The sequence below is a fragment of the Cryptosporangium sp. NPDC048952 genome (assembly GCF_043197895.1).
Classification (GTDB): Bacteria; Actinomycetota; Actinomycetes; order Mycobacteriales; family Cryptosporangiaceae; genus Cryptosporangium.
Genome location: NZ_JBICTY010000001.1, coordinates 229,239 through 251,094 on the forward strand (window position 1 = coordinate 229,239; position 21,856 = coordinate 251,094).

General features: G+C 70.1%; 19 protein-coding genes. 10 read left to right on the forward strand and 9 right to left on the reverse strand.

Going from position 1 to position 21,856, the window contains the following annotated elements:
* Nucleotide 1: 1 nt before the first annotated feature.
* Nucleotides 2–706: a hypothetical protein gene (locus ACGFY5_RS01100; RefSeq protein WP_392715969.1), complete on the reverse strand. Its 705-nt coding sequence runs from the start codon at nucleotides 704–706 to the stop codon at nucleotides 2–4.
* A gap of 52 nt (nucleotides 707–758) precedes the next feature.
* Nucleotides 759–3,119 carry a DEAD/DEAH box helicase gene (locus tag ACGFY5_RS01105; protein ID WP_392715971.1) on the reverse strand — a complete coding sequence of 787 codons (2,361 nt, stop codon included), beginning with the start codon at nucleotides 3,117–3,119 and terminating at the stop codon, nucleotides 759–761.
* 130 nt (nucleotides 3,120–3,249) lie between these two features.
* Between ACGFY5_RS01105 and ACGFY5_RS01110 the strand changes: the two genes are divergently transcribed.
* The 3 genes from ACGFY5_RS01110 (at nucleotide 3,250) to ACGFY5_RS01120 (ending at nucleotide 6,759) form a co-directional block, all read left to right on the forward strand.
* Nucleotides 3,250–3,588: an STAS domain-containing protein gene (locus tag ACGFY5_RS01110; RefSeq protein ID WP_392715973.1), complete on the forward strand. Its 339-nt coding sequence runs from the start codon at nucleotides 3,250–3,252 to the stop codon at nucleotides 3,586–3,588.
* Nucleotides 3,588–4,040 carry an ATP-binding protein gene (locus tag ACGFY5_RS01115; protein ID WP_392715975.1) on the forward strand — a complete coding sequence of 151 codons (453 nt, stop codon included), beginning with the start codon at nucleotides 3,588–3,590 and terminating at the stop codon, nucleotides 4,038–4,040. Before ACGFY5_RS01110 ends, ACGFY5_RS01115 begins: the two co-directional genes overlap by 1 nt.
* A gap of 379 nt (nucleotides 4,041–4,419) precedes the next feature.
* The gene (locus tag ACGFY5_RS01120; RefSeq protein ID WP_392715977.1) at nucleotides 4,420–6,759 is read left to right on the forward strand and encodes a sodium-translocating pyrophosphatase; all 2,340 of its coding nucleotides are present in this window, start codon (nucleotides 4,420–4,422) and stop codon (nucleotides 6,757–6,759) included.
* 162 nt (nucleotides 6,760–6,921) lie between these two features.
* Here the strand turns inward: ACGFY5_RS01120 and ACGFY5_RS01125 are convergent, their stop codons facing one another.
* The 3 genes from ACGFY5_RS01125 to ACGFY5_RS01135 are packed head-to-tail and all read right to left on the reverse strand — an operon-like array spanning nucleotide 6,922 to nucleotide 10,192.
* On the reverse strand, nucleotides 6,922–7,299 hold the full coding sequence (locus ACGFY5_RS01125; protein ID WP_392718591.1) for a response regulator: 378 nt from the start codon (nucleotides 7,297–7,299) through the stop codon (nucleotides 6,922–6,924).
* Nucleotides 7,300–7,355: 56 nt separating this feature from the next.
* Nucleotides 7,356–8,951, reverse strand: coding sequence for a CHASE3 domain-containing protein (locus ACGFY5_RS01130; RefSeq protein ID WP_392715979.1), 1,596 nt, complete (start codon nucleotides 8,949–8,951; stop codon nucleotides 7,356–7,358).
* The gene (locus tag ACGFY5_RS01135) at nucleotides 8,948–10,192 is read right to left on the reverse strand and encodes a PP2C family protein-serine/threonine phosphatase (RefSeq protein ID WP_392715981.1); all 1,245 of its coding nucleotides are present in this window, start codon (nucleotides 10,190–10,192) and stop codon (nucleotides 8,948–8,950) included. Before ACGFY5_RS01135 ends, ACGFY5_RS01130 begins: the two co-directional genes overlap by 4 nt.
* Nucleotides 10,193–10,403: 211 nt before the next feature.
* Between ACGFY5_RS01135 and ACGFY5_RS01140 the strand changes: the two genes are divergently transcribed.
* The 5 genes from ACGFY5_RS01140 (at nucleotide 10,404) to topA (ending at nucleotide 16,102) form a co-directional block, all read left to right on the forward strand.
* Nucleotides 10,404–10,772 carry an STAS domain-containing protein gene (locus ACGFY5_RS01140; RefSeq protein WP_392715983.1) on the forward strand — a complete coding sequence of 123 codons (369 nt, stop codon included), beginning with the start codon at nucleotides 10,404–10,406 and terminating at the stop codon, nucleotides 10,770–10,772.
* Between the two features lie 95 nt (nucleotides 10,773–10,867).
* Nucleotides 10,868–11,140, forward strand: a complete 273-nt coding sequence (locus ACGFY5_RS01145) for an STAS domain-containing protein (RefSeq protein WP_392715985.1) — start codon at nucleotides 10,868–10,870, stop codon at nucleotides 11,138–11,140.
* A 44-nt stretch (nucleotides 11,141–11,184) separates the two neighbouring features.
* Complete coding sequence (locus tag ACGFY5_RS01150; RefSeq protein WP_392715987.1) at nucleotides 11,185–12,042, forward strand: GntR family transcriptional regulator; 858 nt, start codon at nucleotides 11,185–11,187, stop codon at nucleotides 12,040–12,042.
* 119 nt (nucleotides 12,043–12,161) lie between these two features.
* On the forward strand, nucleotides 12,162–13,001 hold the full coding sequence (locus ACGFY5_RS01155) for a lysophospholipid acyltransferase family protein (protein ID WP_392715989.1): 840 nt from the start codon (nucleotides 12,162–12,164) through the stop codon (nucleotides 12,999–13,001).
* A 248-nt stretch (nucleotides 13,002–13,249) separates the two neighbouring features.
* Nucleotides 13,250–16,102, forward strand: coding sequence for a type I DNA topoisomerase (gene topA, locus ACGFY5_RS01160; protein WP_392715991.1), 2,853 nt, complete (start codon nucleotides 13,250–13,252; stop codon nucleotides 16,100–16,102).
* 154 nt (nucleotides 16,103–16,256) lie between these two features.
* Here topA and ppgK read toward each other — a convergent pair whose 3' ends face one another.
* On the reverse strand, nucleotides 16,257–16,994 hold the full coding sequence (ppgK, locus tag ACGFY5_RS01165) for a polyphosphate--glucose phosphotransferase (protein ID WP_392715993.1): 738 nt from the start codon (nucleotides 16,992–16,994) through the stop codon (nucleotides 16,257–16,259).
* Nucleotides 16,995–17,439: 445 nt separating this feature from the next.
* Here ppgK and ACGFY5_RS01170 point away from each other — a divergent pair, with 445 nt between their 5' ends.
* On the forward strand, nucleotides 17,440–18,363 hold the full coding sequence (locus ACGFY5_RS01170; protein WP_392715995.1) for an ADP-ribosylglycohydrolase family protein: 924 nt from the start codon (nucleotides 17,440–17,442) through the stop codon (nucleotides 18,361–18,363).
* A gap of 33 nt (nucleotides 18,364–18,396) precedes the next feature.
* A complete protein-coding gene (locus tag ACGFY5_RS01175) occupies nucleotides 18,397–19,305 on the forward strand; it encodes an alpha/beta hydrolase-fold protein (RefSeq protein ID WP_392715997.1) in 909 nt (302 codons plus the stop codon).
* Here the strand turns inward: ACGFY5_RS01175 and ACGFY5_RS01180 are convergent.
* From ACGFY5_RS01180 to ACGFY5_RS01190, 3 genes are read right to left on the reverse strand one after another with little or no spacing between them, the layout of a single operon-like run.
* A complete protein-coding gene (locus ACGFY5_RS01180; RefSeq protein ID WP_392715999.1) occupies nucleotides 19,295–20,149 on the reverse strand; it encodes a spermidine synthase in 855 nt (284 codons plus the stop codon). The two genes, ACGFY5_RS01175 and ACGFY5_RS01180, sit on opposite strands and share 11 nt — an antisense overlap.
* Nucleotides 20,150–20,158: 9 nt before the next feature.
* A complete protein-coding gene (locus ACGFY5_RS01185; RefSeq protein WP_392716001.1) occupies nucleotides 20,159–20,959 on the reverse strand; it encodes a hypothetical protein in 801 nt (266 codons plus the stop codon).
* A 32-nt stretch (nucleotides 20,960–20,991) separates the two neighbouring features.
* Nucleotides 20,992–21,807, reverse strand: coding sequence for a polysulfide reductase (locus ACGFY5_RS01190; protein WP_392716004.1), 816 nt, complete (start codon nucleotides 21,805–21,807; stop codon nucleotides 20,992–20,994).
* Nucleotides 21,808–21,856: the final 49 nt, after the last annotated feature.

The following is a 21,856-nucleotide window of genomic DNA, read 5'->3' on the forward strand; positions in this document are numbered from 1 at the left end:
TCTAGTACGGACGCTGCCCGGGGTGCTGGGGGTTGTTCCCGTACGGGTCGTTGTCGGGATACGAGTGACCGCCGGACTGGTACACCGTTCCGGTCGAGCGCGGCGGCTCGTCGCGGTACGGATCGACGGTGGGGTACTCCTCGGTCTTGTGCTCACCCATCGTCGGGTAGGCGTCGGTGGGGGAGTTGTCCCCGCGGTACGGCTCCGGCGGCCGGTGGCCCTGTCCCGGGTACGCGTCGGGCGACGCCGGTGGGTACGGGTCGGGCTGGTGGCCCTCGGCGCGCGCCCGCAGCGCGGCGTCTTCCTGCCGTGCCGCCTCTTCCCGACGCTGTGCTTCGGCCCGCTCCCACGCGGCGAGCTCTTCCCGACGCGCGGCCTCGTGGTCGGGCTCGGGCTCCTGGCGGGGCCGGGCGTCCTCGGCCGGGTCGTGCTGGGCCGGATCGCGCTGGGCGTCCGCCAGGGCACGCTTGGCGGCCTTCCGCTCCCGGCGCCGACGCCGCGCGATCGCGAAGCCCCACCGGATGAGCGAGACGCCGACCATGAACAGGATCCCGATCGCGATCCCGATCAGGATCAGCGTCCGACCGTTGAGGTTCGGGATGTTCAGACCGAAGAAGTGGACATTGGCTGTGTCACCCGGCTGCAATGCCAGCCCCACCCCGAGGGCGATCGCCACTGCGGCGAGCAGCAGCCCCAGCAGAACCATGGTCCGCGTCCTCTCCGAATCAGCCCGGTCCCCGCGGCAACCGACCCGTCGGTCACCGAGGGTGTGACCCCCCGACCTGGAGGCCAAACGTACTCTGTCGGGGCTCGGCGCGCCGCACGCGGTCGACTACTGCTGTCAGCAACCTGACAGCACCCGCTTTGTCCAGCGGATCGTTGCCGTTGCCGCATTTCGGCGAGTACACGCACGAGGGGCATCCGGTCGCACATTCGCAGCCGGCGATCGCGTCCCGGGTGGCCGTGAGCCACTCGACGGCCGCCTCGAACCCCCGTTCCGCGAACCCCGCACCACCGGGGTGACCGTCGTACACGAACACGGTCGCCAGGCCCGTGTCCTGATGGGACGCGGTCGACAGGCCACCGATGTCCCACCGGTCACAGCTGGCCACGAGCGGCAGCAGCCCGATCGCCGCGTGTTCGGCGGCGTGCGCGGCCCCGCCGACGTCGAGAAGATCCAGGTCGGCGTGGGCCAATACCGAGTCGTCGAACGTGTACCAGACCGCCCGCGTACGCAGCTGCTGCGGCGGCAGGTCGAGCGGCTGCTCGTCGAGCACCTCGCCGGAGAGGATGCGCTTGCGCTGGAAAGACACCACCTGGTTGGTGACGTCGACGGTGCCGAAGCACAGCTGCACACCGGCGGCTTCGATCCGGTCTTCCTCCGACACCACGGAGAGGTCCGTGACGTCCTGCGACTGGGTGTACCAGTCCGGTTCCGCCCGGCGCACCAGCGCCACCAGGTCGTCCAAATCCAATTCTTCGACGACGAACGTCTCGCCGCGGTGCAGGTGCACGGCCCCCGTGTGGACGCTCGACGGCGCCGAGCCGGCGTCCACCGTGCCGAGCAGCCGCCCGGTCGAGGCCTCGACGATCGAGACCGGCTCCCCGCCCGTGCCGCGCAGATCCGCGTCCGGACGGCCACGGGAAGTCCAGTACCAACCAGCCGGGCGCCGCCGCAGCACCCCGGCGGCCACCAGGCCGTCCAGCGCGAAGCGGGCCGCGTCGCCGCCGAACAGCGGCAGGTCGGCCTCGGTCAGCGGCAGCTCGGCCGCCGCGCACGCCAGCTGCGGACCCAGCACGTAGGGGTTCGAGGGGTCGAGCACGGTCGCCTCGACCGGCCGTCCGAACACCGCACGCGGGTGGTGCACGAGGTAGCTGTCGAGCGGGTCGTCTCGGGCCACCAGCACCGCGAGCGCGTCCCGGCTGCCGCGCCCGGCCCGACCGGCCTGCTGCCAGAGCGACGCGATGCGTCCCGGGTAGCCGGTGAGCACGACGGCGTCCAGCCCCGTCACGTCGACGCCCAGCTCCAGCGCGTTCGTCGACGCCAGGCCGAGCAGCGCGCCGGAGCGCAGCGCGTTCTCCAGTTCGCGCCGGTCGTCGGCCAGGTAGCCGGCGCGGTACGCGGCCACCTGCTCGACCAGCTCGGGCACGGCCTCGGCCAGCGCTCGCTTGGCCCCCAGCGCCACGGCCTCCGCGCCCCGCCGGGAACGGACGAACGCCAGCGTCCGGGCACCTTCCGCGACCAGGTCGGCCAGCAGGTCAGCGGCCTCGGCCGTCGCGGACCGCCGGGTCGGCACGCCCCGCTCACCCACCAGCGGCGAGACGGGCGGCTCCCAGAGCGCGAACGTCGTCGCGCCGCGCGGCGAACCGTCATCGGTCACCGCCCGCACCGGCATGCCCACGAGCGAGAACGCCGACGTGCCCGGATCGGCCACCGTCGCGGAGGCCAGGACGAACACCGGGGCCGACCGGTACCGCGCGCACACCCGCCGCAACCGACGCAGGACGTGCGCCACGTGCGAGCCGAACACGCCGCGGTAGGCGTGGCACTCGTCGACGACCACGTACCGCAACCGCCGGAGGAACGACGCCCACGCCTCGTGCCGGGGGAGGATCCCGCGGTGCAGCATGTCGGGGTTGGTGAGCACCAGACGGCTGTGCGCGCGGACCCACTCGCGCTCGGAGTCGACGGTGTCACCGTCGTAGAGCGCGGGGCGGATGCCGCTGCCGAAGTCCAAGAGCCCGCGCAGCTGGTCGGCGGCCAGCGCCTTCGTGGGCGACAGGTACAGCGCCGTCGCCCGATCGTCGGCCAGCAGCGCCGTCAGCGTCGGCAGCTGGTAGGCCAGCGACTTCCCGGACGCGGTGCCGGTCGCGACCACCACCGACTCACCGGCGTGCGCGGCCTCCGCGGCCTCGACCTGGTGCGCCCATGGCCGCGACACGCCGCGCACCGCGTAGGCGTCGCGAAGCGACTGTGGCGTCCAGGACGGCCAGTCCACGTGGACGGCCGACCGCGCGGGCAGATGCTCGACGTGGGTGACAGGATCGGCCGTGCGGCCCCGCCGAATGCGCTGCAACCAGAGCGCGGGAGTGGTCTCGGCGGACAGCTGGGGGGACACGCAAGAACTGTGCCACGTATGTACGAACGCGCCCAACGCCCATTTAGCACTCTTCGTAATTGGATAATGACGGTGTGAGGCGTGGTTGAATCAGCACCGAGCTGGCCTTGGGCATCCTGGAGGGGTCTTCGTGGAGCTGTCGTTGACGACCCGGACCGTGGGACGCCACACGGTCCTCGCGGTCGGCGGTGAGATCGACGTCTACACCGCGCCGCAGCTCCGTGCGGAGCTGATCCGCCTCGCCGACGCCGGGTTCGCCCAGATCGTCGTGGACATGGAGCGGGTGGACTTCCTCGACTCGACCGGACTCGGCGTCCTGGTCGGTGCGTTGAAGCGGGCGCGGGCGGTCGGGGGCTCGGTCGAGCTGGTCTCGTCCCAGCCCAAGATCCTGAAGATCTTCAACGTCACGGGCCTGGAAAAGGTGTTCACCATCCATGCATCGGTGGATGAGGCGGTTGCGGCCGGTTGATGCGCACCGTGAGGTTGGCCTTCTCCCCGACCCCCGCGCACGTCCGTACGGCGCGCCTGGTCGCGGTGGCGACGGCGCGTAACGCCGGTGTGGCCGAGGAGATCCTGGACGAAATCAGGCTCGCCGTCGGTGAAGCCTGTTCCCGTGCGGTCGGCCTGCACGTTTCGCACAAACGATCCGAGCTGGTCGAAGTCGAGTTCACCGACGGGCCGCGGTTCGAGGTGGTGGTGCGCGATTCCGCGCCCGCCGATCAGGCGCTGCACGCCGACCTCGCGGTGACCAGCCCGTTCGTCGCCGGTCCCGCGTTCGCGGAGACCGAGTCCGAGGAGGAAGTCGCCGCCGGTGTCGGCCTGGCGCTCCTGACCGGCCTGGTGGACGACGTGACCGTCACCCCGGCGACCGACCGCGATGGCACGGTCGTCCGCATGACCTGGGAGAGCGCGGCCCGCTGAGCGCCGCCCTCAGCGGGCTCCAGGTTCAGACGAAGAGCTCGCGCCTGGCGGCGCTCTGACAGCAATCTCTTATTGCGGACGTTGGGTGCGATAGCACGCAGGAGTCACTTGCGGCGCACAGGGCTCAGAGGGCGCATTGCGCTCGCGTGCTACGGGTCACGCCTACGTTGCGTGAACGGATACGAGCGAACCGGATCGATTCCGACAGACTGGCCTTCGCGGCGTTAATGCCGGTCACGGTCAATGTGACTCATCTCGCACCGCAGGTCGCGATGCCACCTGTGGTCAACGTCACCTACACTCCCCCAATCCCGGCGGAGAGATCCCCCATCCCTGTTCGTTACTGCCGGGCCCTCAGCGCAGGTCTCTGGAGGACGCAATGGAACCGCCAATCCTCGCCATCGGCGGCGAGGGCGTGAACATCAGTGGCGACAACATCACTTACGTGGTGATTACCGCTGCTATCGCCCTAGTCGCTCTTGGCGTAGCCGCCGCCCTCGTGCGTGCGGTGCTCTCCGCCGGCCAAGGCACGGCGAAGATGCAAGAAATCGCCGCGGCGGTTCAAGAAGGGGCCTCGGCGTACCTGGCCCGCCAGTTCAAAACGCTCGGCATCTTTGTCGTCGTCGCCGTGATCCTCCTGTTCGTCCTCCCGGTTCCGGGCGACGACCTGGGAGTGAGGATCGGCCGCTCGGTCTTCTTCATCGTCGGTGCGCTGTTCTCGGCGTTCATCGGCTACATCGGCATGTGGCTGGCCACCCGGGCGAACGTCCGTGTCGCCGCGGCGGCCCGCGAAAAGGGCGGCGCGCCCGTCGCGGTGCGGATCGCCTTCCGCACCGGCGGCGTCGTCGGCTTCTTCACTGTCGGCCTGGGCCTGCTCGGCGCCGCGGTCGTCGTCCTGATCTACAAGGGCGACGCGCCGACCGTGCTCGAGGGCTTCGGCTTCGGTGCGGCGCTGCTCGCGATGTTCATGCGGGTCGGCGGCGGCATCTTCACCAAGGCCGCCGACGTCGGCGCCGACCTCGTCGGCAAGGTCGAGCAGGGCATCCCCGAGGACGACCCGCGCAACGCCGCGACGATCGCCGACAACGTGGGCGACAACGTCGGTGACTGCGCCGGTATGGCGGCCGACCTGTTCGAGTCGTACGCGGTCACGCTGGTCGCGTCGCTCATCCTCGGCCGGGTCGCGTTCGGCGAGGAGGGCCTGGTCTTCCCGCTGATCGTCCCGGCGATCGGTGTCGTCACCGCGATCATCGGCGTCTTCATCACCCGCCTCCGCGAGAGTGACAAGAGCGGGATGACCGCGATCAACCGGGCGTTCTTCATCTCCGCGCTGATCTCGGCCGTGCTGTGCTCGATCGCGGCGTTCCTGTACCTGCCCTCGTCGTTCGCCGACTTCAGCGGCGTCAGCGAGGCGATCGCCGCACACGACGGCGACCCGCGCCTGATCGCGGTCGTGGCAGTGCTCATCGGCATCGTGCTGGCGGCGGCCATCCAGCTGCTCACCGGCTACTTCACCGCGGTCGGCAGCCGTCCGGTCCGCGACATCGGCAAGACCGCGCTCACCGGCCCGGCCACCGTCGTTCTCTCGGGCATCACGGTCGGGCTCGAGTCGGCCGTCTACACCGCTCTGGTGATCAGCGCCGGCGTCTTCGGGGCGTACCTGCTCGGCGGTGGCGTCACCGTGATCTCGCTGTTCGCGGTGGCGCTGGCCGGTACCGGCCTGCTCACCACGGTCGGCGTCATCGTCGCCATGGACACGTTCGGCCCGATCTCGGACAACGCGCAGGGCATCGCCGAGATGTCCGGCGACATCGACGAGGCAGGCGCCCGGATCCTCACCGACCTGGACGCCGTCGGCAACACCACGAAGGCGATCACCAAGGGCATCGCGATCGCGACCGCCGTGCTCGCGGCGACCGCGCTGTTCGGTTCGTTCACCGACGCGGTGCGCACCGCGGCGGCCGACGCCGGCGAGGAGATCACCGGGGTCTACGCGGGCGTGCTCGACGTGGCCGACCCGAAGAACCTCGTCGGGCTGATCATCGGTGCGTCGGTCGTGTTCCTGTTCTCCGGCCTGGCGATCAACGCGGTGACCCGGGCAGCCGGCGCCATCGTGTTCGAGGTCCGGCGTCAGTTCCGGGAGATCCCCGGGATCATGGAGGGCACCGGCAAGCCGGAGTACGGCAAGGTCGTCGACATCTGCACGAAGGACTCGCTGCGCGAGCTGGCGACGCCGGGTCTACTGGCGGTGCTCGCGCCGGTGGCGGTCGGGTTCGGGCTCGGTGTCGGACCGCTGGGCGCCTACCTGGCCGGTGCGATCGCAACCGGCACGCTGATGGCGGTGTTCCTGGCCAACTCCGGTGGTGCCTGGGACAACGCGAAGAAGATGGTCGAGGACGGTGCGTTCGGCGGCAAGGGTTCTGCTGCGCACGACGCCACGGTGATCGGTGACACGGTCGGTGACCCGTTCAAGGACACCGCCGGCCCGGCGATCAACCCGCTGATCAAGGTCATGAACCTGGTCTCGCTGATCGTCGCGCCCGCCGTCGTCACGCTGTCGGTCGGTGCGGACGAGAACGTCGGCGTCCGTATCGCGATCGCGCTCGTCGCGACCGCGGTCATCGTCGGGGCGGTCGTCGTGTCCCGCCGCCGCCCGATCAGCATCGCCGAGGACGAGGAAGAGCCCGCGAAGGTTCCGAGCCAGCCCGTAGGAGTCTGACAAGTCGAAAGTGCCCCTCCCGCAAAGCGCGGGAGGGGCACTTTCGACGTTCTGACCTGGAGCCCGTTCAGGGCGACGCTGCCGACCGGGCGGAAGGGCGCCGCGTATAACTGATACTCAAGTCCTTCCGCCCGCTCGGCAGCGTCGTTCTGAACGGGCCGCTCACAAAGGTGGGAGGCGGACGACTGTTAGGAAGAAGTCGTCGACCTGGCGGACGACGCTGACGAACTGCTCGAAGTCCACGGGCTTGGTCACGTAGGCGTTCGCGTGCAGGTTGTAGCTGCGCAGGACGTCCTCTTCGGCCTCGGAGGTGGTCAGCACCACCACCGGGATCCGGCGGAGCACCTCGTCGGCCTTGATCTCCGCGAGCACCTCCCGGCCGTCCATCCGCGGCAGGTTGAGGTCCAGCAGCACGAGGTCGGGCGTCGGCACGCCTTCGAACTCACCCTCCTTGCGGAGGAAGAGCAGCGCGTCGACGCCGTTGTTCACCACGTGCAGCGAGTTGCGCAGCTTGTGGTCCTCGAACGCTTCCTTGGTCATCAGGACGTCGCCCGGATCGTCCTCGACGAGCAGGACTTCGATGGGTAGCGGCTCTGTCACGCGTTGCTCTCCATTCGTGCCGCGCCCACCCCGCTCGTCGCGGCCTCGAGCTCCGACGGTACCGGCAGGGTCCAGCGGAAAGTCGTTCCCCCTCCGGACGCCGCATCGGTGTCGAGCCAGATCCGGCCGCCGTGGTGCTCGATGATCTTGCGCACCATGGCCAGCCCGATGCCGGTGCCGTCGTACTGCTCCTTGCCGTGCAGACGCTGGAAGATCACGAAGACGCGCTCGGCGTACTGCGGCTCGATGCCGATGCCGTTGTCGCTGCAGGCGAACTCGAACGTGTCGTCCTTCTGCTCGACGGTGATACGCACCCGCGGTGACGCCATGCCGTGGAACTTGATCGCGTTGCCGATCAGGTTCTGGAACACCTGGGTGAGCAGGATCGCGTTGCCGTTGACGTGCGGCAGGACGTCGGTCTGGACGTCGGCGTCGCTCTCCTCGATCGTGCTGCCGAGGCTGGTGAGCGCCCGGTCGAGCACGTTGTCCAGCGCGACGTCCTCGAACTCACCGGTGGTGCGGCCGACCCGGGAGAACGCCAGTAGGTCGTTGATCAGCCGCTGCATGCGTTTGGCGCCGTCGACAGCGAAGTCGATGTACTGCTGACCCCGCTCGTCGAGCTCGCCGGAGTACCTCCGGGACAACATCTGGCAGAAGCTCGCGACCTTGCGCAGCGGCTCCTGGAGGTCGTGCGAGGCGACGTACGCGAACTGCTCGAGTTCGGTGTTCGAGCGCTGCAGGTCGGCGGTCTGGGCGGCCAGCTGGTCGGTCTGCTCCTTGAGCCGGTCCTGCGCGGCGACCGCGGTGGACAGCGCCGCCACCAGCGAGTGACGCATCGCGTCGACGTCGGCGGCCACCGCGGTGATCTCCTTCGGCCCGTCCACCGTCACCTTGTGGGTGAGCGAGCCGCTGACGACCTGCTGGGTCTCCGCTCCGATACGTTCCAGCGGCTTCAGGACCCAGCGGCCCAGTGCGCGCCACAGGATGAGTCCGGCGATCAGGACGCCCACCAGCGCGATCACCGCCACCGCGATCAGCGTTCTGATCGCCGACTGCAGGTCGTCGTAGATGCCGTTCCGGATGTCGGTGAGGTCGTTCTGGAACGCGGCGATCGCCTTGCGGACGGCGTCGAACAGTGCCTTGCCCTCGTCGTCGACGGTGGTCGCCGTCGTCCGGCCGGCCCGCGCCGCCGCGATCGCCGGGTCGGCGTACTGGCTCCGCCAGGCGTTGATCGCGCTGTCGACCCGGTCGAGGTCATCCTGCAGGCCGTCGTCCTGCGGAATCGAGTCGCGGATGGTCCGCAGGTGCTGCTGCTGGTTCTGCAGGCCGCTGGCGTACGGCTCGAGGAACGTGTCTTGCTTCGTCAGGACGTAGCCGCGGACGCCGGTCTCCTGGTCCAGCAGCGCGGACTCCAGCTGGTAGCCGGAGAGCCGGGCCGGTCCGACCCGGTCGAGCAGGTCGTTGTTGCGGTTGATGACCCGGCCCAGCGCGGTGGCGGTGAGCCCCGCGATGAGCGCGGTCAGCACCCCGACCACGATGAACGTCAGAACCAGGCGCCGCCGGAGCGTCCACTCGCCGTTGCGGGGCGTCATAGCGTCTCTCCCTCGGCGGCGTGCGAGAGCACGACCAGCGCGGCGTCGTCCGCCAGCGCACCGCCGTTGCGTTCTTCGACGGCATCCAACAGGGTCCCGGGCCAGCCGTCGGCGACCGGTAGGCCGGGACGCCGCTGGGCGATCAATTCCACCAGGCCCTCCTCACCGAGCCGATCCGTGCCGTTCCCGATGCGTGCCTCGAACAAACCGTCCGTGAACAGCAGCAGCGCCCACGACCGCGGCAGCGGCACCCGCACGGCGGGCCACTGCCCTTCGGGGAGGAATCCGAGTGCTGGGCCGCGCGGGCCCATCGGCATCTGCTCGACGCCCGGCTCCGCGACGACCCCCGGCTCCCCGACGAGAATGGGCGACGGATGCCCCGCCAGGTACATCTCGGCCGACGCGCGGTCGGGGCTGATCACGACCATGCAGACGGTCGCGAACGCGAACGGGCTGTGGCGCTCGCGGACCACCAGCATGTCGAGTACGGGCAGCATCCCGGCGGCTGAAACGCCGGACAGCACCAGCGTCCGCCACGCGATGCGCAGGCAGACGCCGAGCGCCGCCTCGTCCGGGCCGTGGCCGCTGACGTCACCGATCAGCGCGAACACGGTGCCGTCACGCTCGATCACGTCGAAGAAGTCGCCGCCGAGCAGCGCCATCCGACGACCGGGTCGGTACGCGTGGGCGAAGTGGACGTCGTCGTCGTGCAGCAGCGGCGTCGGCAGCAGCGCCCGCTCCATGCGCGCGTTCTCACTGGCGAGCATCTCTGCCTCGCGCAGGCGCAGCGCTGCCGAATCGGCGCGCTTGCGCTCGATCGCGAAGCGGATCGCCCGCGCGAGCAGCTCGCCGTCGACCTGTCCCTTGACCAGGTAGTCCTCGGCGCCGGCCGCGACCGCCTCGACTCCTCGGTGCTCGTCGGCCAGGCCGGTGAGCACGATCACCGCGGCCTGCGGTGCCAGCTCGAGGATCTTCGTCAGGCCTTCCATGCCGGTGGCGTCCGGCAGGTTGAGGTCGAGCAGCACGCATCGGACGCCCGCGTCGAGGGCCGAGGTGGCGTCGGCGAGGTTCTGCACCCAGGTGAGTTCGAACGCCACCCGCGCACCGGCGAGCAGCTCCTCGACCAGGAACGCGTCACCGTGGTCGTCCTCGACCAGGATGACCCGGACCGGACCGGCATCCGCCGGGTCGACCGGGCGCCCGCTCAGCCCGTGCGTGGGCGGGTAGGTGGCTGCGCTCACCCCAACTCCTTCATTCGGCGTCACCGAGGATAGGTCGGCGCCGGGTATACCGGGTCGGCCGGGCACAATGCGCGGACTCGCCACGATTTCCGGCCTCGTATCGATAAGCGTTCGCGGCGGCCGAAACGTAACCGCTCGGCGGGGAGTGGTTTGCTGACCCCGTTTTCTGGATAAGGACGACCGGACGGTCGTCGTCTTGGCGGAGGTTCGCGTGTCGTTGCAGGTGAGTGTGGAGCACGTGGACGGTGTCGCGCGCTGCGAGATCGTCGGTGAGGTGGACATGGCCACCACGCCGCAGCTGCGGGACGAGCTGCTGGGCCTGGTGGATGCAGGCCAGCAGTACCTGGTGCTCGATGTGTCCGGAGTGCCGTTTCTGGACTCCACCGGGCTGGGTGTCCTGATGGAGGTGCACCGCCGCTTGCGTGACAACTCGGGAGCGGTGGCGCTGGTCGGGGCGCGGCCCGCGCTCGTACGGCTGCTGACGATCACCAATCTGTCCCGCGCCCTGCCGGTGTACCGGTCGGTCGAGGACGCCTCCACGGCGGTGACGGAGTCCCCGGCGGCCGAGGTCACGGGGTGACTGGGCGATCTTCGGTCGCGAACGACGAGTCCACCGGGTGGGACAGTGCCGGACAAATACGGTGTGAACCCTCCCGGTTCGGTTACCGGATCGTAGTGGTGGGCGAAGTCGACCTGACGATGTCCGCGGAATGGGAACCGGTGTTCGCGATGCTCACCGACGGTGAGCCGGCGGACGTCACGATCGATCTCTCGGCTGCCACGTTCATCGACTCCAGCGTGCTCGGCACGTTCGTCCGGCTGCATCGGACGGTCTCCGCGCGTGACGCGGAGATGACGATGACCGGCGTCGAGGGTTCCGTCATGCGCACGATCTCACTCGCCGGTATCGATCGATTGATTCCGGTAGTTCCTGTATCGGAAACGTGAGTCGTTAAGATGGTATGTCCCTTTAGGGATGTTACGGTCCGCGCGTGCAGGCGGATGCCGCGTATGCGCGGTTGCGGGAGGCCATCGTCGACGGTCAGTACCCCGCGGGTGCTCGTCTGACCGAGGTGGAGATCGCCGAGACGCTCGGCATGTCCCGCACCCCGGTCCGGGAAGCGCTGCGGCGGTTGGCCGGTGACGGGTTGGTCCGTGCCTCCGATCGGGGGGTCATCGTGGATCTGATGGACGAAGAAGAGGCATGGCACGCCCGGACGGTGCGCGCCGCGCTCGACGTCCTGGTGGCGGAGCTGGCCGCCCGGCGGCAGAAGGCGGGCGAGGTCTCGCCGGCCGCGCTCCGGGCCGCCGAGGAGGCGGCAGCCTCCGCCCAGACTTACCTGGAGCGTGGCGACACCGACGAGGCCTACCGGCACGACCAGCGTCTCCACCGGCAGATCGCGGAGATCGCCGGCAACCCGGTGGCGCTGCAGATGCTCGACCGGCTCGCCGACCGACTGGAGGTCGCACGGCTCGCCGCCGCGGCCCGCGCGGAACGGGCCAGGGGAATCGAGAAGAAGGTGGAAAGCATCCACCTGGTGACGAAGGTCCCCGCCGTCGTCGGTGCTGCTCACTTCGATGGCGACGTTCTGAGCGACGTGAACGGGCATGCCGTGAACGGTGCGAACGGGAGTCACGGCGCTGGCGCCGACAAACCAGGCGCCGACGGTACGCCCGGCTCGGCGTCGACAAAAAAGAAGGGAAAGCGGGACGACGACGGGATGGGACGGCTGGCGGTGCCGGTGCTCTCGCCCGACCTGGCGGAAGAGCACCGGCGGTTGTTGGACGCGATCGCTGCCGGTCAGCCTGCGGCAGCCTGGCTCGCGGCGCGTGAACACGCTCACGGGTAGTGAACGGGAACCCCGGTCGGTTGTGAGCCGTTCATTCGGCGATAACCGGAGAGGTCGACGCCTTTCCTACGGTTCGGTAACCTACGGGTCCGTAGTAACCGAGGAGCAGAGGGCGCTGTATGGCCGAAATCGTGTACCCGCCGGTGATCACCCTCGCCAAGGCAGCCTTTGCCGGAATCCGGGTGAAGGTGGACGAGGTGGGCGGCGAGCACATACCGCGCACCGGAGGCGCGGTGCTGGCCAGCAACCACGTCAGCTACCTGGACTTCTTGTTCTGTGGCCTGGCGGCGCAGCCCTCGAAGCGGCTGGTGCGGTTCATGGCGAAAGAGTCGGTGTTCCGACACAAGATCTCCGGGCCGCTGATGCGCGGGATGAAGCACATTTCGGTCGACCGGGCGGCCGGTGCCGGCGCATTCGCCGCAGCGGTGAAGGCGCTGCGCGACGGCGAGGTCGTCGGGGTGTTCCCGGAGGCCACGGTCAGCCGGTCGTTCTTGCTCAAGGACTTCAAGTTCGGCGCGGCGCGGATGGCCGCCGAGGCCGGGGTGCCGCTGGTGCCGATGGTCGTCTGGGGTACCCAGCGGTACTGGTCGAAGGAAAATCCGCGCGATTTGACCCGCCGCAACAATCCGGTGCTTCTCCGGGTGGGAGAACCGCTGCACCCGACGACGTCGGACGACGCGGCCGAGGTCACCGCCGAGATGAAAAACCGGATGGCGGTACTGCTCGAGGAAGCGATCGAGAGCGACCCGTACCGGCCGACCGGCCCCGACGACAAGTGGTGGCTTCCGGCGTCCAAGGGCGGCACCGCGCCGACGCCGGAGGACGCCGCGATCCTCGAGAAAGCCGAGGTCGAGGAGCGGATCAAGCAGGCTCGCGCGCAGGCCCGAGTGGTCGCGGAGGCCCGCGTGAAGGCCCGCGCCAAGGCGAAGGCGAAGGCGGCCGCCAAGAAGAAGGCCTGACGCCGACTGTCGGGTACCCGCGCGGCTGACCCTGTGGATATGAGGGACTTCAGCGCCTCGGAGTGCGACCCTGGGAAACCTGTGTGCTGCGTCGCTACGGCCCGATCGGCCGCAGCGGTGTACCCGACCGACGGATGGGCGGACATCGAACGGCCACGTCCGCGCGTTACGTTTGACAGCGGACGCCTGCTGGGTTGCACACTGCCCAGCGGCTGTGTTCGACCGAGCCATGTTGACCTTGGAGATTCGTGAGCGCTCCCACCACCACCGCTGCCGCCGCCAAGCGGGGCCGGCGCACCGGCACCGCTGCCGGTGTCGACGGCCTGCGTCTGGTGATCGTCGAGTCGCCGGCCAAGGCGAAGAAGATCGCCGATTACCTCGGCCCCGGCTACGTCGTCGAGGCGAGCATCGGCCACATCCGTGACCTGCCTCGCAACGCCGAGGACGTGCCCGCGAAGTACAAGGGTGAGTCCTGGGCCCGGCTCGGCGTCGACGTCGACCGCGAGTTCGCGCCGCTCTACGTGGTGAGCCCGGACCGGAGGGCGCAGGTCAGCAAGCTGAAGCAGCTGGTCAAGGACGCCACCGAGCTCTACCTCGCCACGGATGAGGACCGCGAGGGCGAGGCGATCGCCTGGCACCTGGTCGAAGAGCTCCGTCCGACGGTTCCCGTGCGGCGGATGGTGTTCCACGAGATCACCCGGCCGGCGATCCTCGCGGCCGTCGCGAACACCCGGGAGCTGAACCTCTCGCTGGTCGACGCGCAGGAGACCCGTCGAATCCTCGACCGTCTGTACGGCTACGAGGTCTCGCCGGTGCTCTGGAAGAAGGTCATGCCCCGGCTGTCGGCCGGGCGTGTCCAGTCGGTGGCGACGCGGATCGTGGTGGAGCGCGAGCGCGCCCGGATGAAGTTCCGGTCCGCGGAGTACTGGGACATCCGTGGGCACTTCGCGCTTTCTGAATCGGTTCCTGGGGAGCCGAACGACTTTCTGGCGACGCTGGTGGGCCTCGACGGCGACCGGGTGGCCACCGGTCGTGACTTCGAGCCGACCACCGGCCAGCTCAAGACCGAGGTTCGTGGCGACGTCATCCAGCTCGACGAGGCGGGGGCCCGTGGCCTGGCCGCCCGGCTCGAGGGCGCCGCGTTCAAGGTCGTCCGGGTCGAGGAGAAGCCGTACCGCCGTAAGCCGTACGCGCCGTTCATGACCTCCACGCTGCAGCAGGAGGCCAGCCGCAAGCTGCGCTTCGCCGCCGAGCAGACGATGCGGGTCGCGCAGCGGCTGTACGAGAACGGCTACATCACCTACATGCGTACCGACTCGACGAACCTGTCGGAGACCGCGCTGACCGCGGCCCGCCAGCAGGTCAGAGAGCTCTACGGCGACCGGTACGTGCCGACCGAGCCGCGTCGGTACGCCCGCAAGGTGAAGAACGCCCAGGAGGCGCACGAGGCGATCCGCCCGTCCGGTGAGCACTTCCGGACGCCCGGCGAGCTGGCCCGCGAGCTGTCCAGCGACGAGTTCCGGCTCTACGAGCTGATCTGGAAGCGGACGATCGCGTCGCAGATGATCGACGCGGTGGGTCAGTCGGTGTCGGTGCGGCTGTCGGGCACGTCGTCCACCAACGAGGTGGCCGACTTCGCCGCGTCCGGCCGCACGATCACCGAGCCGGGCTTCCTGCGCGCCTACGTCGAGGACATCGACGAGTCGCACGAGGGTGACGACCAGACCGACGACTCCGAGCGTCGGCTGCCGCGCCTGGCCAAGGACGACCCGCTGACCGCGCACGACCTGCTCGCCGAGGGCCACAACACCCAGCCGCCGCCGCGCTACACCGAGGCGAGCCTGGTGAAGGCGCTGGAGGAGCTCGGAATCGGGCGCCCGTCGACGTACGCGTCGATCATGCGCACGATCCAGGACCGCGGGTACGTGTGGAAGAAGGGCGCCGCGCTGGTGCCGTCCTTCATCGCGTTCGCCGTGGTGCAGCTGCTCGAGCAGTACTTCCCGCGGCTGGTCGACTACAAGTTCACGGCGAACGTCGAAGAGGATCTCGACGACATCGCGGCCGGCGAGCGTCGCCGGGTCGACTGGCTCACCCGGTTCTACTTCGGGGCGGAAGAGGACGCCAACGTCCGCGAGGACAGCATCTCGCGGGCCGGTGGCCTCAAGCACCTGGTCGCGCTGAACCTCGGCGACATCGACGCGCGGGGCGTGAACTCGATCCCGCTGTTCACCGACGACTCGGGTCGCACCGTCGTCGTCCGGGTCGGGCGCTACGGGCCGTACCTGCAGCGGACGGCCGGGCCGGACGACGAGGGCGACCGGGCGTCGCTGCCGGACGACCTGGAACCCGACTCGTTGACCCCTGAGCGGGCCGAGGAGCTCCTGTCGGCGCCGCAGGGTGGTCGGGAGCTGGGGACGTCGCCGGTGACCGGTGAGCCGGTCGTGGCGAAGGCCGGGCGGTTCGGGCCCTACGTGCAGAGCGGCGAGACCACGTCGTCGTTGTTCAGCTCGATGTCGCTGGAGACGTTGACGCTGGACGACGCGTTGAAGCTGCTGTCGCTCCCGCGGACGCTGGGGGCGCACCCGGGCGACGGGGAGCCCGTCACCGCACAGAACGGGCGGTACGGGCCCTACGTGAAGCACGGCACCGAGTCACGGTCGCTGGGCTCCGAGGACGAGCTGTTCACGGTGACGCTCGACGCCGCGCTGGCGTTGCTCGCCCAGCCGAAGCAGCGGGGACGCCGGGCGGCACCGGCCGCGCCCCTGCGTGAGATGGGCGCCAACGACCCGGTGAGCGGTCAGCCGATGGTGATCAAGGACGGGCGGTTCGGTCCGTACGTCACCGACGGCGAGACGAACGCGAGCCTGCGGAAGGGCGATTCCGTCGAGGAGCTCACGAACGAGCGGGCGGCGGAACTCCTGGCGGATCGGCGGGCGCGCGGGCCGGCGAAGAAGACCACCCGCAAGAAGGCCGCGGCGAAGAAGGCACCGGCTAAGTCGTCGGAGGGTGCAGCCGCGAAGAAGACGGCCGCTGCGAAGAAGACCGCCACCAAGAAGAAGACGACTGCGAAGAAGGCTCCGGCCAAGGCCGCCAAGAAGTAACGCGTGAAGCCCCGCCCGGTTGGGCGGGGCTTCCGCATTCCTCACCGCCAGGGGATGGCGTCCTGGCACTTCGACTTGTCCCGAAGGTGTCGTCGTCACCGGCAGCTGCGTCAGCCCACAGCTGCCGGTCGGGCCGGGTCACCCCTTGGTGTTGCTACTTGACGGTTGCCGCCGCCATGGCCGCCCCGACGATGCCCGCGTTGTTCTGCAGCGCGGCCGGCACGATCTCGGCGTTGACCTCGACCTCGTGCAGCCACTTGTCGGCCTTCTTGCTGACTCCGCCGCCGACGATGATCAGGTCTGGCGAGAACAGCATCTCGAGGTGGCTCAGGTACTCGTTGACCCGGCTGGCGAACTTGCTCCAGCTCAGGTCGTGCTCCTCGCGGACGCGGTCGGACGCGCGCAGTTCGGCGTCCTTGCCGTGCAGTTCGACGTGGCCGAGCTCGGTGTTCGGCACCAGGTCGCCGTCGCGGAACAGCGCGCTGCCGATGCCGGTGCCGAACGTGAAGAGCAGAACCGTGCCCTGACGGTCACGACCGGCTCCGAACGCCATCTCGGCGACGCCGGCCGCGTCCGCGTCGTTCAGAACTGTCACCGGCCGGTGGGTCAGCTCGGTGAAGACAGTGCCGGCGTCGACGCCGATCCAGTCCTTGTTCAGGTTGGCGGCGGTCTTGATGACGCCGCGAACCACGACGCCCGGGAACGTGACGCCGATCGGTCCGTCACCGGGGAAGTTCTTCGCCACCTCGGCGATGACCGGCATCATGTCGTCCGGCGCGCCGCCTTTCGGGGTCTCCAGTCGGAACCTCTCGGCGGTCAGAGCGCCGGTGTCGAGGTCGACCGGGGCGCCCTTGATTCCGGACCCGCCGATGTCGATGCCCAGGATGGTCATGCCCGCCTCCTGCGTTCCGCTCTCCTACGGGATCTACCAAGATCGCCCGCTGCGGAAACGTACCGGGTCAGTCCGACCCTTTGCCGAGCGCGTCGGCGAGGAGCGCGTCCACGGCGGTGAGGGTGGGGCAGGCCCCCTGGCGGCCACAGGCGGCGCAGCGGCCGTTCGAGTCGGGCTGGTGTGCCTGCCAGAGCTGGACGCAACCGCGCCAGTAGGTCCGAACCCGCGCCTGCGGCGGGGGGTCAATCGGTGGCGGTTGCTTTTTGCTGTAACCGCTGTACGTCACGACTATCTCCCGGTGTTCACGGTAGTCACTCTTAGTCGTCCAGGGACTACCTCTGGCGACCGTCTCAGACTGATCACCCGTAACGCAAGTCGCGAACAGGGCTTACGGGTCTTATCGGTTGCTCAGCTCCAAAGGGGACGGCAGGGGTATCGTTGGATAGTGGACGATCGGATTGTCGGGACCTTGTTGGCTGCAGCCTGCGGGGATGCGCTCGGGGTGGCCTACGAGCCGTCGTCGGAGCCCAGGCCGGTCAACGGCAAGCCGGCGATGCTCGGGGGCGGCTTCGGCCACTACGCGCCGGGGGAGTACAGCGACGACACCCAGATGGCGGTGGTGATCGCCCGAGTCGCGGCCGACGGATCGGACCTGCGCACGGACGAGGCGCTCGACCGGATCGCGGCCGGGTTCGTCGAGGACTGGTACGGCGGGGGTGCGACCGACGTCGGCGCGCAGACGCGCTCGCTGTTGTCGCAGGCAACACCGGGTGGCGGCGCTGCGCAGCTCCGGAGGATCGGCGCGGAACTGCACGCCCGTTCCGGGCGCACGGCTGGAAATGGTTCGCTCATGCGGACGGCCCCGGTCGCGTTGCGTTATTTGGGCGACGCCAATGCCATGGTCGACGCCGCCCGCGCGGTGAGTGCGCTGACCCACCACGACCCCGTGGCCGGCGACGGGTGCGCACTGTGGTGCCTGGCGATCGACCACGCGATCCGTACCGGCGAGCTCGACGTCCGGGTCGGGTTGTCGCGGATCGACACCGACGGCTACTGGGCGGCGAGGATCGACGAGGCCGAAGCGCAGCCCGTGTCGGCGTTCGCACCGACGTCCGGTTGGGTGGTCGGGGCGTTCCAGGGTGCCTGGTCGGCGATCGTGTCCGGCAAGGATCTGCGGGCGGGGATCGTGGCCGCGGTCGACGGCGGCGGGGACACCGACACGGTGGCAGCGATCGCCGGTGCGCTGCTGGGGGCGGCGTACGGGGCTTCCGCGGTGCCTGCCGAGTGGCGTTCGATCGTGCACGGCTGGCCCGGACTGGACGCCGACGGGCTGGCGCAGCTGGCACTGAGGTGCGCACGGCGGGACTGAATTTGGACTATATGCCGCATTAGTCTGCTCGGTGTGGTGAGTAGACGGGCGGTACTGGGCACGGGGGTCGCCGGACTCGGGCTGTTCGCCGCCGGTGGCGTCGGCCTGGTCGGCACCGGTGTCGTGCCCGGTGAGTCCCAGCTGCGCCGCGCGCTCGGGGCGTGTGACGTCTACGCCCCGGAGCCCCGGACGGAGCCCGGCGACGTCGTCGGAGGGGAGTTCCGTTCGGCGCACCGCCGCACGACGGTGCGGTACCGGATCGCCTACCCGCCGGGCTTCACCGTCGGCAGTTCGCTCCCCGTCTGCCTGGTACTGCACGGGCACGGCGGCGACGAACGTGTGCTCGGCGCGGAGATCGCCCTTCCCGGTTATCTCGCCGACGTCGTCGCGGACGGCGTCCCGGCGTTCGCGCTGGCAGCGGCCGACGGTGGACCGCGCTACTGGCATCCGCGCGCCGACGGTGACGATCCACTCGGCATGCTCACCGACGAGTTCCTGCCGCTGCTGGCCGGCCGCGGGCTGCAGACCGGTGCCGGCCGCCGGATCGGGCTACTGGGCTACTCGATGGGTGGCTACGGAGCCCTGTTGTTCGCCGAGCTCAATGCCGCGAGGGTGGCCGCCTGCGCAGTTGGTGGCCCCGCCGTCTGGCGCACCTATGCCGACGCCCGGCGCGAGAGCGCGTCGGCCTTCGACTCGGCCGCGGACTGGAGCCGGTACGACGTCCTGACCTACGCGGCGGCGCTGGCGGGTGTGCCGATCCGGGTCGACTACGGCGTCCACGATCCGAACGCGGCGAACATGCCGGCGTTGAAGGCGGCCCTGCCCGACGCCCAGGTGCGGGAGGCGCCGGGCTGCCACGACGCGACGTTCTGGCGGTCGGTGGCCCCGAACGCGCTGACGTTCGTCGGCCGGGCCTTCGACCAGGTGCCGTTCAACGGATGAGATGCGGCGGCGGCGCCGGGGGCACCAGCGGCGCCTCGTCGGTCGTCACGACCGCGCCGGTGGCGAACCGTTCCAGTTCCGTCCCTTCGAGCACGCGGGTCGGCGCGACCGACCGTGCCAGCAACCGCGCCAGGTCGCCGGTGGGCAGCGGGGCGGGCGAGGCCATCAGCGTCAGGTTTCCGTAGCGGCGTCCCTTCAGGACCGGCGTCTCGGACACCAGCGCGACGTGCTCGAACGTCTCTCGCGCCGTCGCCACCTCGGCCCTGGCCAGCGCGAGCGGCGGCCCGTCGGTGACGTTCGCGAGGTAGAGGCCGGTCGGACGCAGCACGCGGGCGACATCGGCGATGAACTCGGTCGTCGTGAGGTGCGGTGGCACGACCGGCCCGATGAACGCGTCCCGCACGACGACGTCCGCGGAGGCGCTGTGCTGCCCGGCCAGCACGTCCCTGCCGTCGCCCGCCCTGATCCGCAGGCCCGGCCCGGTGCGGATGCCGAACACCTCGCGGATCAGCGCGATCAGCTCGGGGTTGTACTCGGCCACCAGCTGGCGGGCGCCGGGTCGCGTGGCGGCCACGTACCGCGGGAACGCGCAGGCACCGCCACCGATGTGCACGAAGTGCAGCACCTCGGCGTCGGGGGCGTGCAGGTCGACGGCGCGGCCCATCCACTGCTGGTACTCGAACTCCAGGTGGGTGGGGTCGTCCAGGTCCAGGTACGAGTTCGGGACGCCGTCCAGCAGGAGCATCCACCCGGAGTTCGTGTCGAGATCCCGGACGATCTCCGCGGTGACGTCAGTCAGCTGGAAGGTGCCGGGCGCAGGGCTCTTGTGCCCCCGTTTTGCCATGCCCCATTTCTAGCTGGTGGCGTTCCAGGCCGACGCGCGGACCGTGGACTGGCCGTTCGCGGTGGGCGCCGTGACGACCAGCACCACCATCTTCTGGGTGATGTCCTCGCCGATCGCCTTGTCCGACGAGGTCAGCACGCAGATCACTTTTGTGCCGTCGATGGCGATCGGGTTGTCGGCGGGGGCGTTCTTGATGCTGTTGGCGCACTGCGCCGGCCGGATCGTCGGACGACTCACGACAGCGGCGGTGACCCCGCCGACGAAATGCATCTGCGGTGTCCCGTAGCAGCCCATCCGCGGCTTGTAGAACAGGTCCGCGCGGGACGCGTCCGCATCGACCCGGGGCTCGTCCAGGTCGACGTAGCGGGTCATCGTCGAGCCGCAGGGCGGTAGCGTGAGCTGCAGCGCCTGGCTGCGGTAGGCCACGGAGTAGCCGGTGGTGCCGATCGTCGGGCCGGCGAACTGGTCGTCGGGGAGTGGTTGGCCCTGCATCGGAGCGACGGCCTGTCCGGACGGCGCCGGCTGCTGCTGGCCCTCCTGCTGCTGGTTCGCCTCGGACATTGCGACGATCGTCTGCAGGTCGGACATGCTCAGCCAGGTCAGCACGGCGACGCCGAGCGCCACGGTGGCGAACAGGGCGGCGACCCCGGCGAGCGCCATCGCAATCGGGTCGCGTCCGGACGGCTCCGGCGGCGCGGCGCGCTCGTCCGGGGGCTCGGCGAGCAGGTCGAGCAGTGGGGTGCCGGGCAGCGGAGGGTGCGGCCGGACCAGCCCGGGGTTGTGGTGCCCGTGCAGCGGGTCGGTGGGCATCGCTCCCCCAGGCGAATAGGTATAAACTACGCTTAAGTGACGTTACCAAAGCCGCTGGCTTCGGCCGAGTGCTGGCCCGCGTAGTGGACGCTGAGCCGGCTGAGAGCGCCGGAGGCGAGGAGCGCCACGCCGGCGCCGACAAGGGCTGGTTTCGCGCGACCGCCGAGCGTCGCAAGGGCGGCGCCGAGCGTCGTCAGGGCGGCCGCACCGGCCAGGAGACGACCGGCAGTGCCGCCGCGGAACGAGATGCCGGTCGAGCCCGGGGCCTCCCGGAGTCGAGCGGTGGCGGCCAACTCCATCGCCGCACCCGCCAGTGCGAGTCGCCGTGCGGGGGCGGGGTCGCCGCCGAGCGTCGCGAGCAGGCCAATTCCTGCCGCACCGCTGATGCCACTACCGGCGAACAGGAACGGCAGCTCGCGGTAGGCCTCGTGCCAGGCGGGCACCTCGGTGTCCACGAGCGCGACAGCGGTATATGTGCAGACCGCCGGTCCCAGCACGCCGGCTGCGGCGCCGGTGACCGTGGCCACGAGCCGCCAACCGGCCAGCTCGGCGCCGGCGGTCACGGTGGCCAGCCCGGCGAACGGCAGCACGAGCCACGTCCCCAGGCTGAGCGGGAAGCTGGGATCGGGGGCGCGTAGCCCCGTCAGGAAGCGTTGGGGTCGGCGGAGGTCGCGGGCCACGGCCAACACCGCGGCAGCTGCGCAGCCGGCCGCCGCGTACCGGGACGCGCACGACAGCCGCCGTTCGCCGGTCAGCTCGGCCAGCGCGGCGAGTCCCGCGGACGCGCCGGCGATGCCACCGAAGTAGAGGTAGGCCGGGATGTCCGGCGCTTGGCGTGCGGGCGTCACTCTGAGCGTTCGCCGCACGTAGTGACCGGGGACCGTCGACGGTCCGCCC

Coding starts and splice junctions, on each gene's coding strand:
- ACGFY5_RS01100 (WP_392715969.1), bottom strand. CDS start 706: ATGGTTCTGCTGGGGCTGCTGCTCGCCGCAGTGGCGATCGCCCTCGGG.
- ACGFY5_RS01115 (WP_392715975.1), top strand. CDS start 3,588: ATGCGCACCGTGAGGTTGGCCTTCTCCCCGACCCCCGCGCACGTCCGT.
- ACGFY5_RS01120 (WP_392715977.1), top strand. CDS start 4,420: ATGGAACCGCCAATCCTCGCCATCGGCGGCGAGGGCGTGAACATCAGT.
- ACGFY5_RS01125 (WP_392718591.1), bottom strand. CDS start 7,299: ATGACCAAGGAAGCGTTCGAGGACCACAAGCTGCGCAACTCGCTGCAC.
- ACGFY5_RS01130 (WP_392715979.1), bottom strand. CDS start 8,951: ATGACGCCCCGCAACGGCGAGTGGACGCTCCGGCGGCGCCTGGTTCTG.
- ACGFY5_RS01155 (WP_392715989.1), top strand. CDS start 12,162: ATGGCCGAAATCGTGTACCCGCCGGTGATCACCCTCGCCAAGGCAGCC.
- ppgK (WP_392715993.1), bottom strand. CDS start 16,994: ATGACCATCCTGGGCATCGACATCGGCGGGTCCGGAATCAAGGGCGCC.
- ACGFY5_RS01180 (WP_392715999.1), bottom strand. CDS start 20,149: ATGGCAAAACGGGGGCACAAGAGCCCTGCGCCCGGCACCTTCCAGCTG.
- ACGFY5_RS01185 (WP_392716001.1), bottom strand. CDS start 20,959: ATGCCCACCGACCCGCTGCACGGGCACCACAACCCCGGGCTGGTCCGG.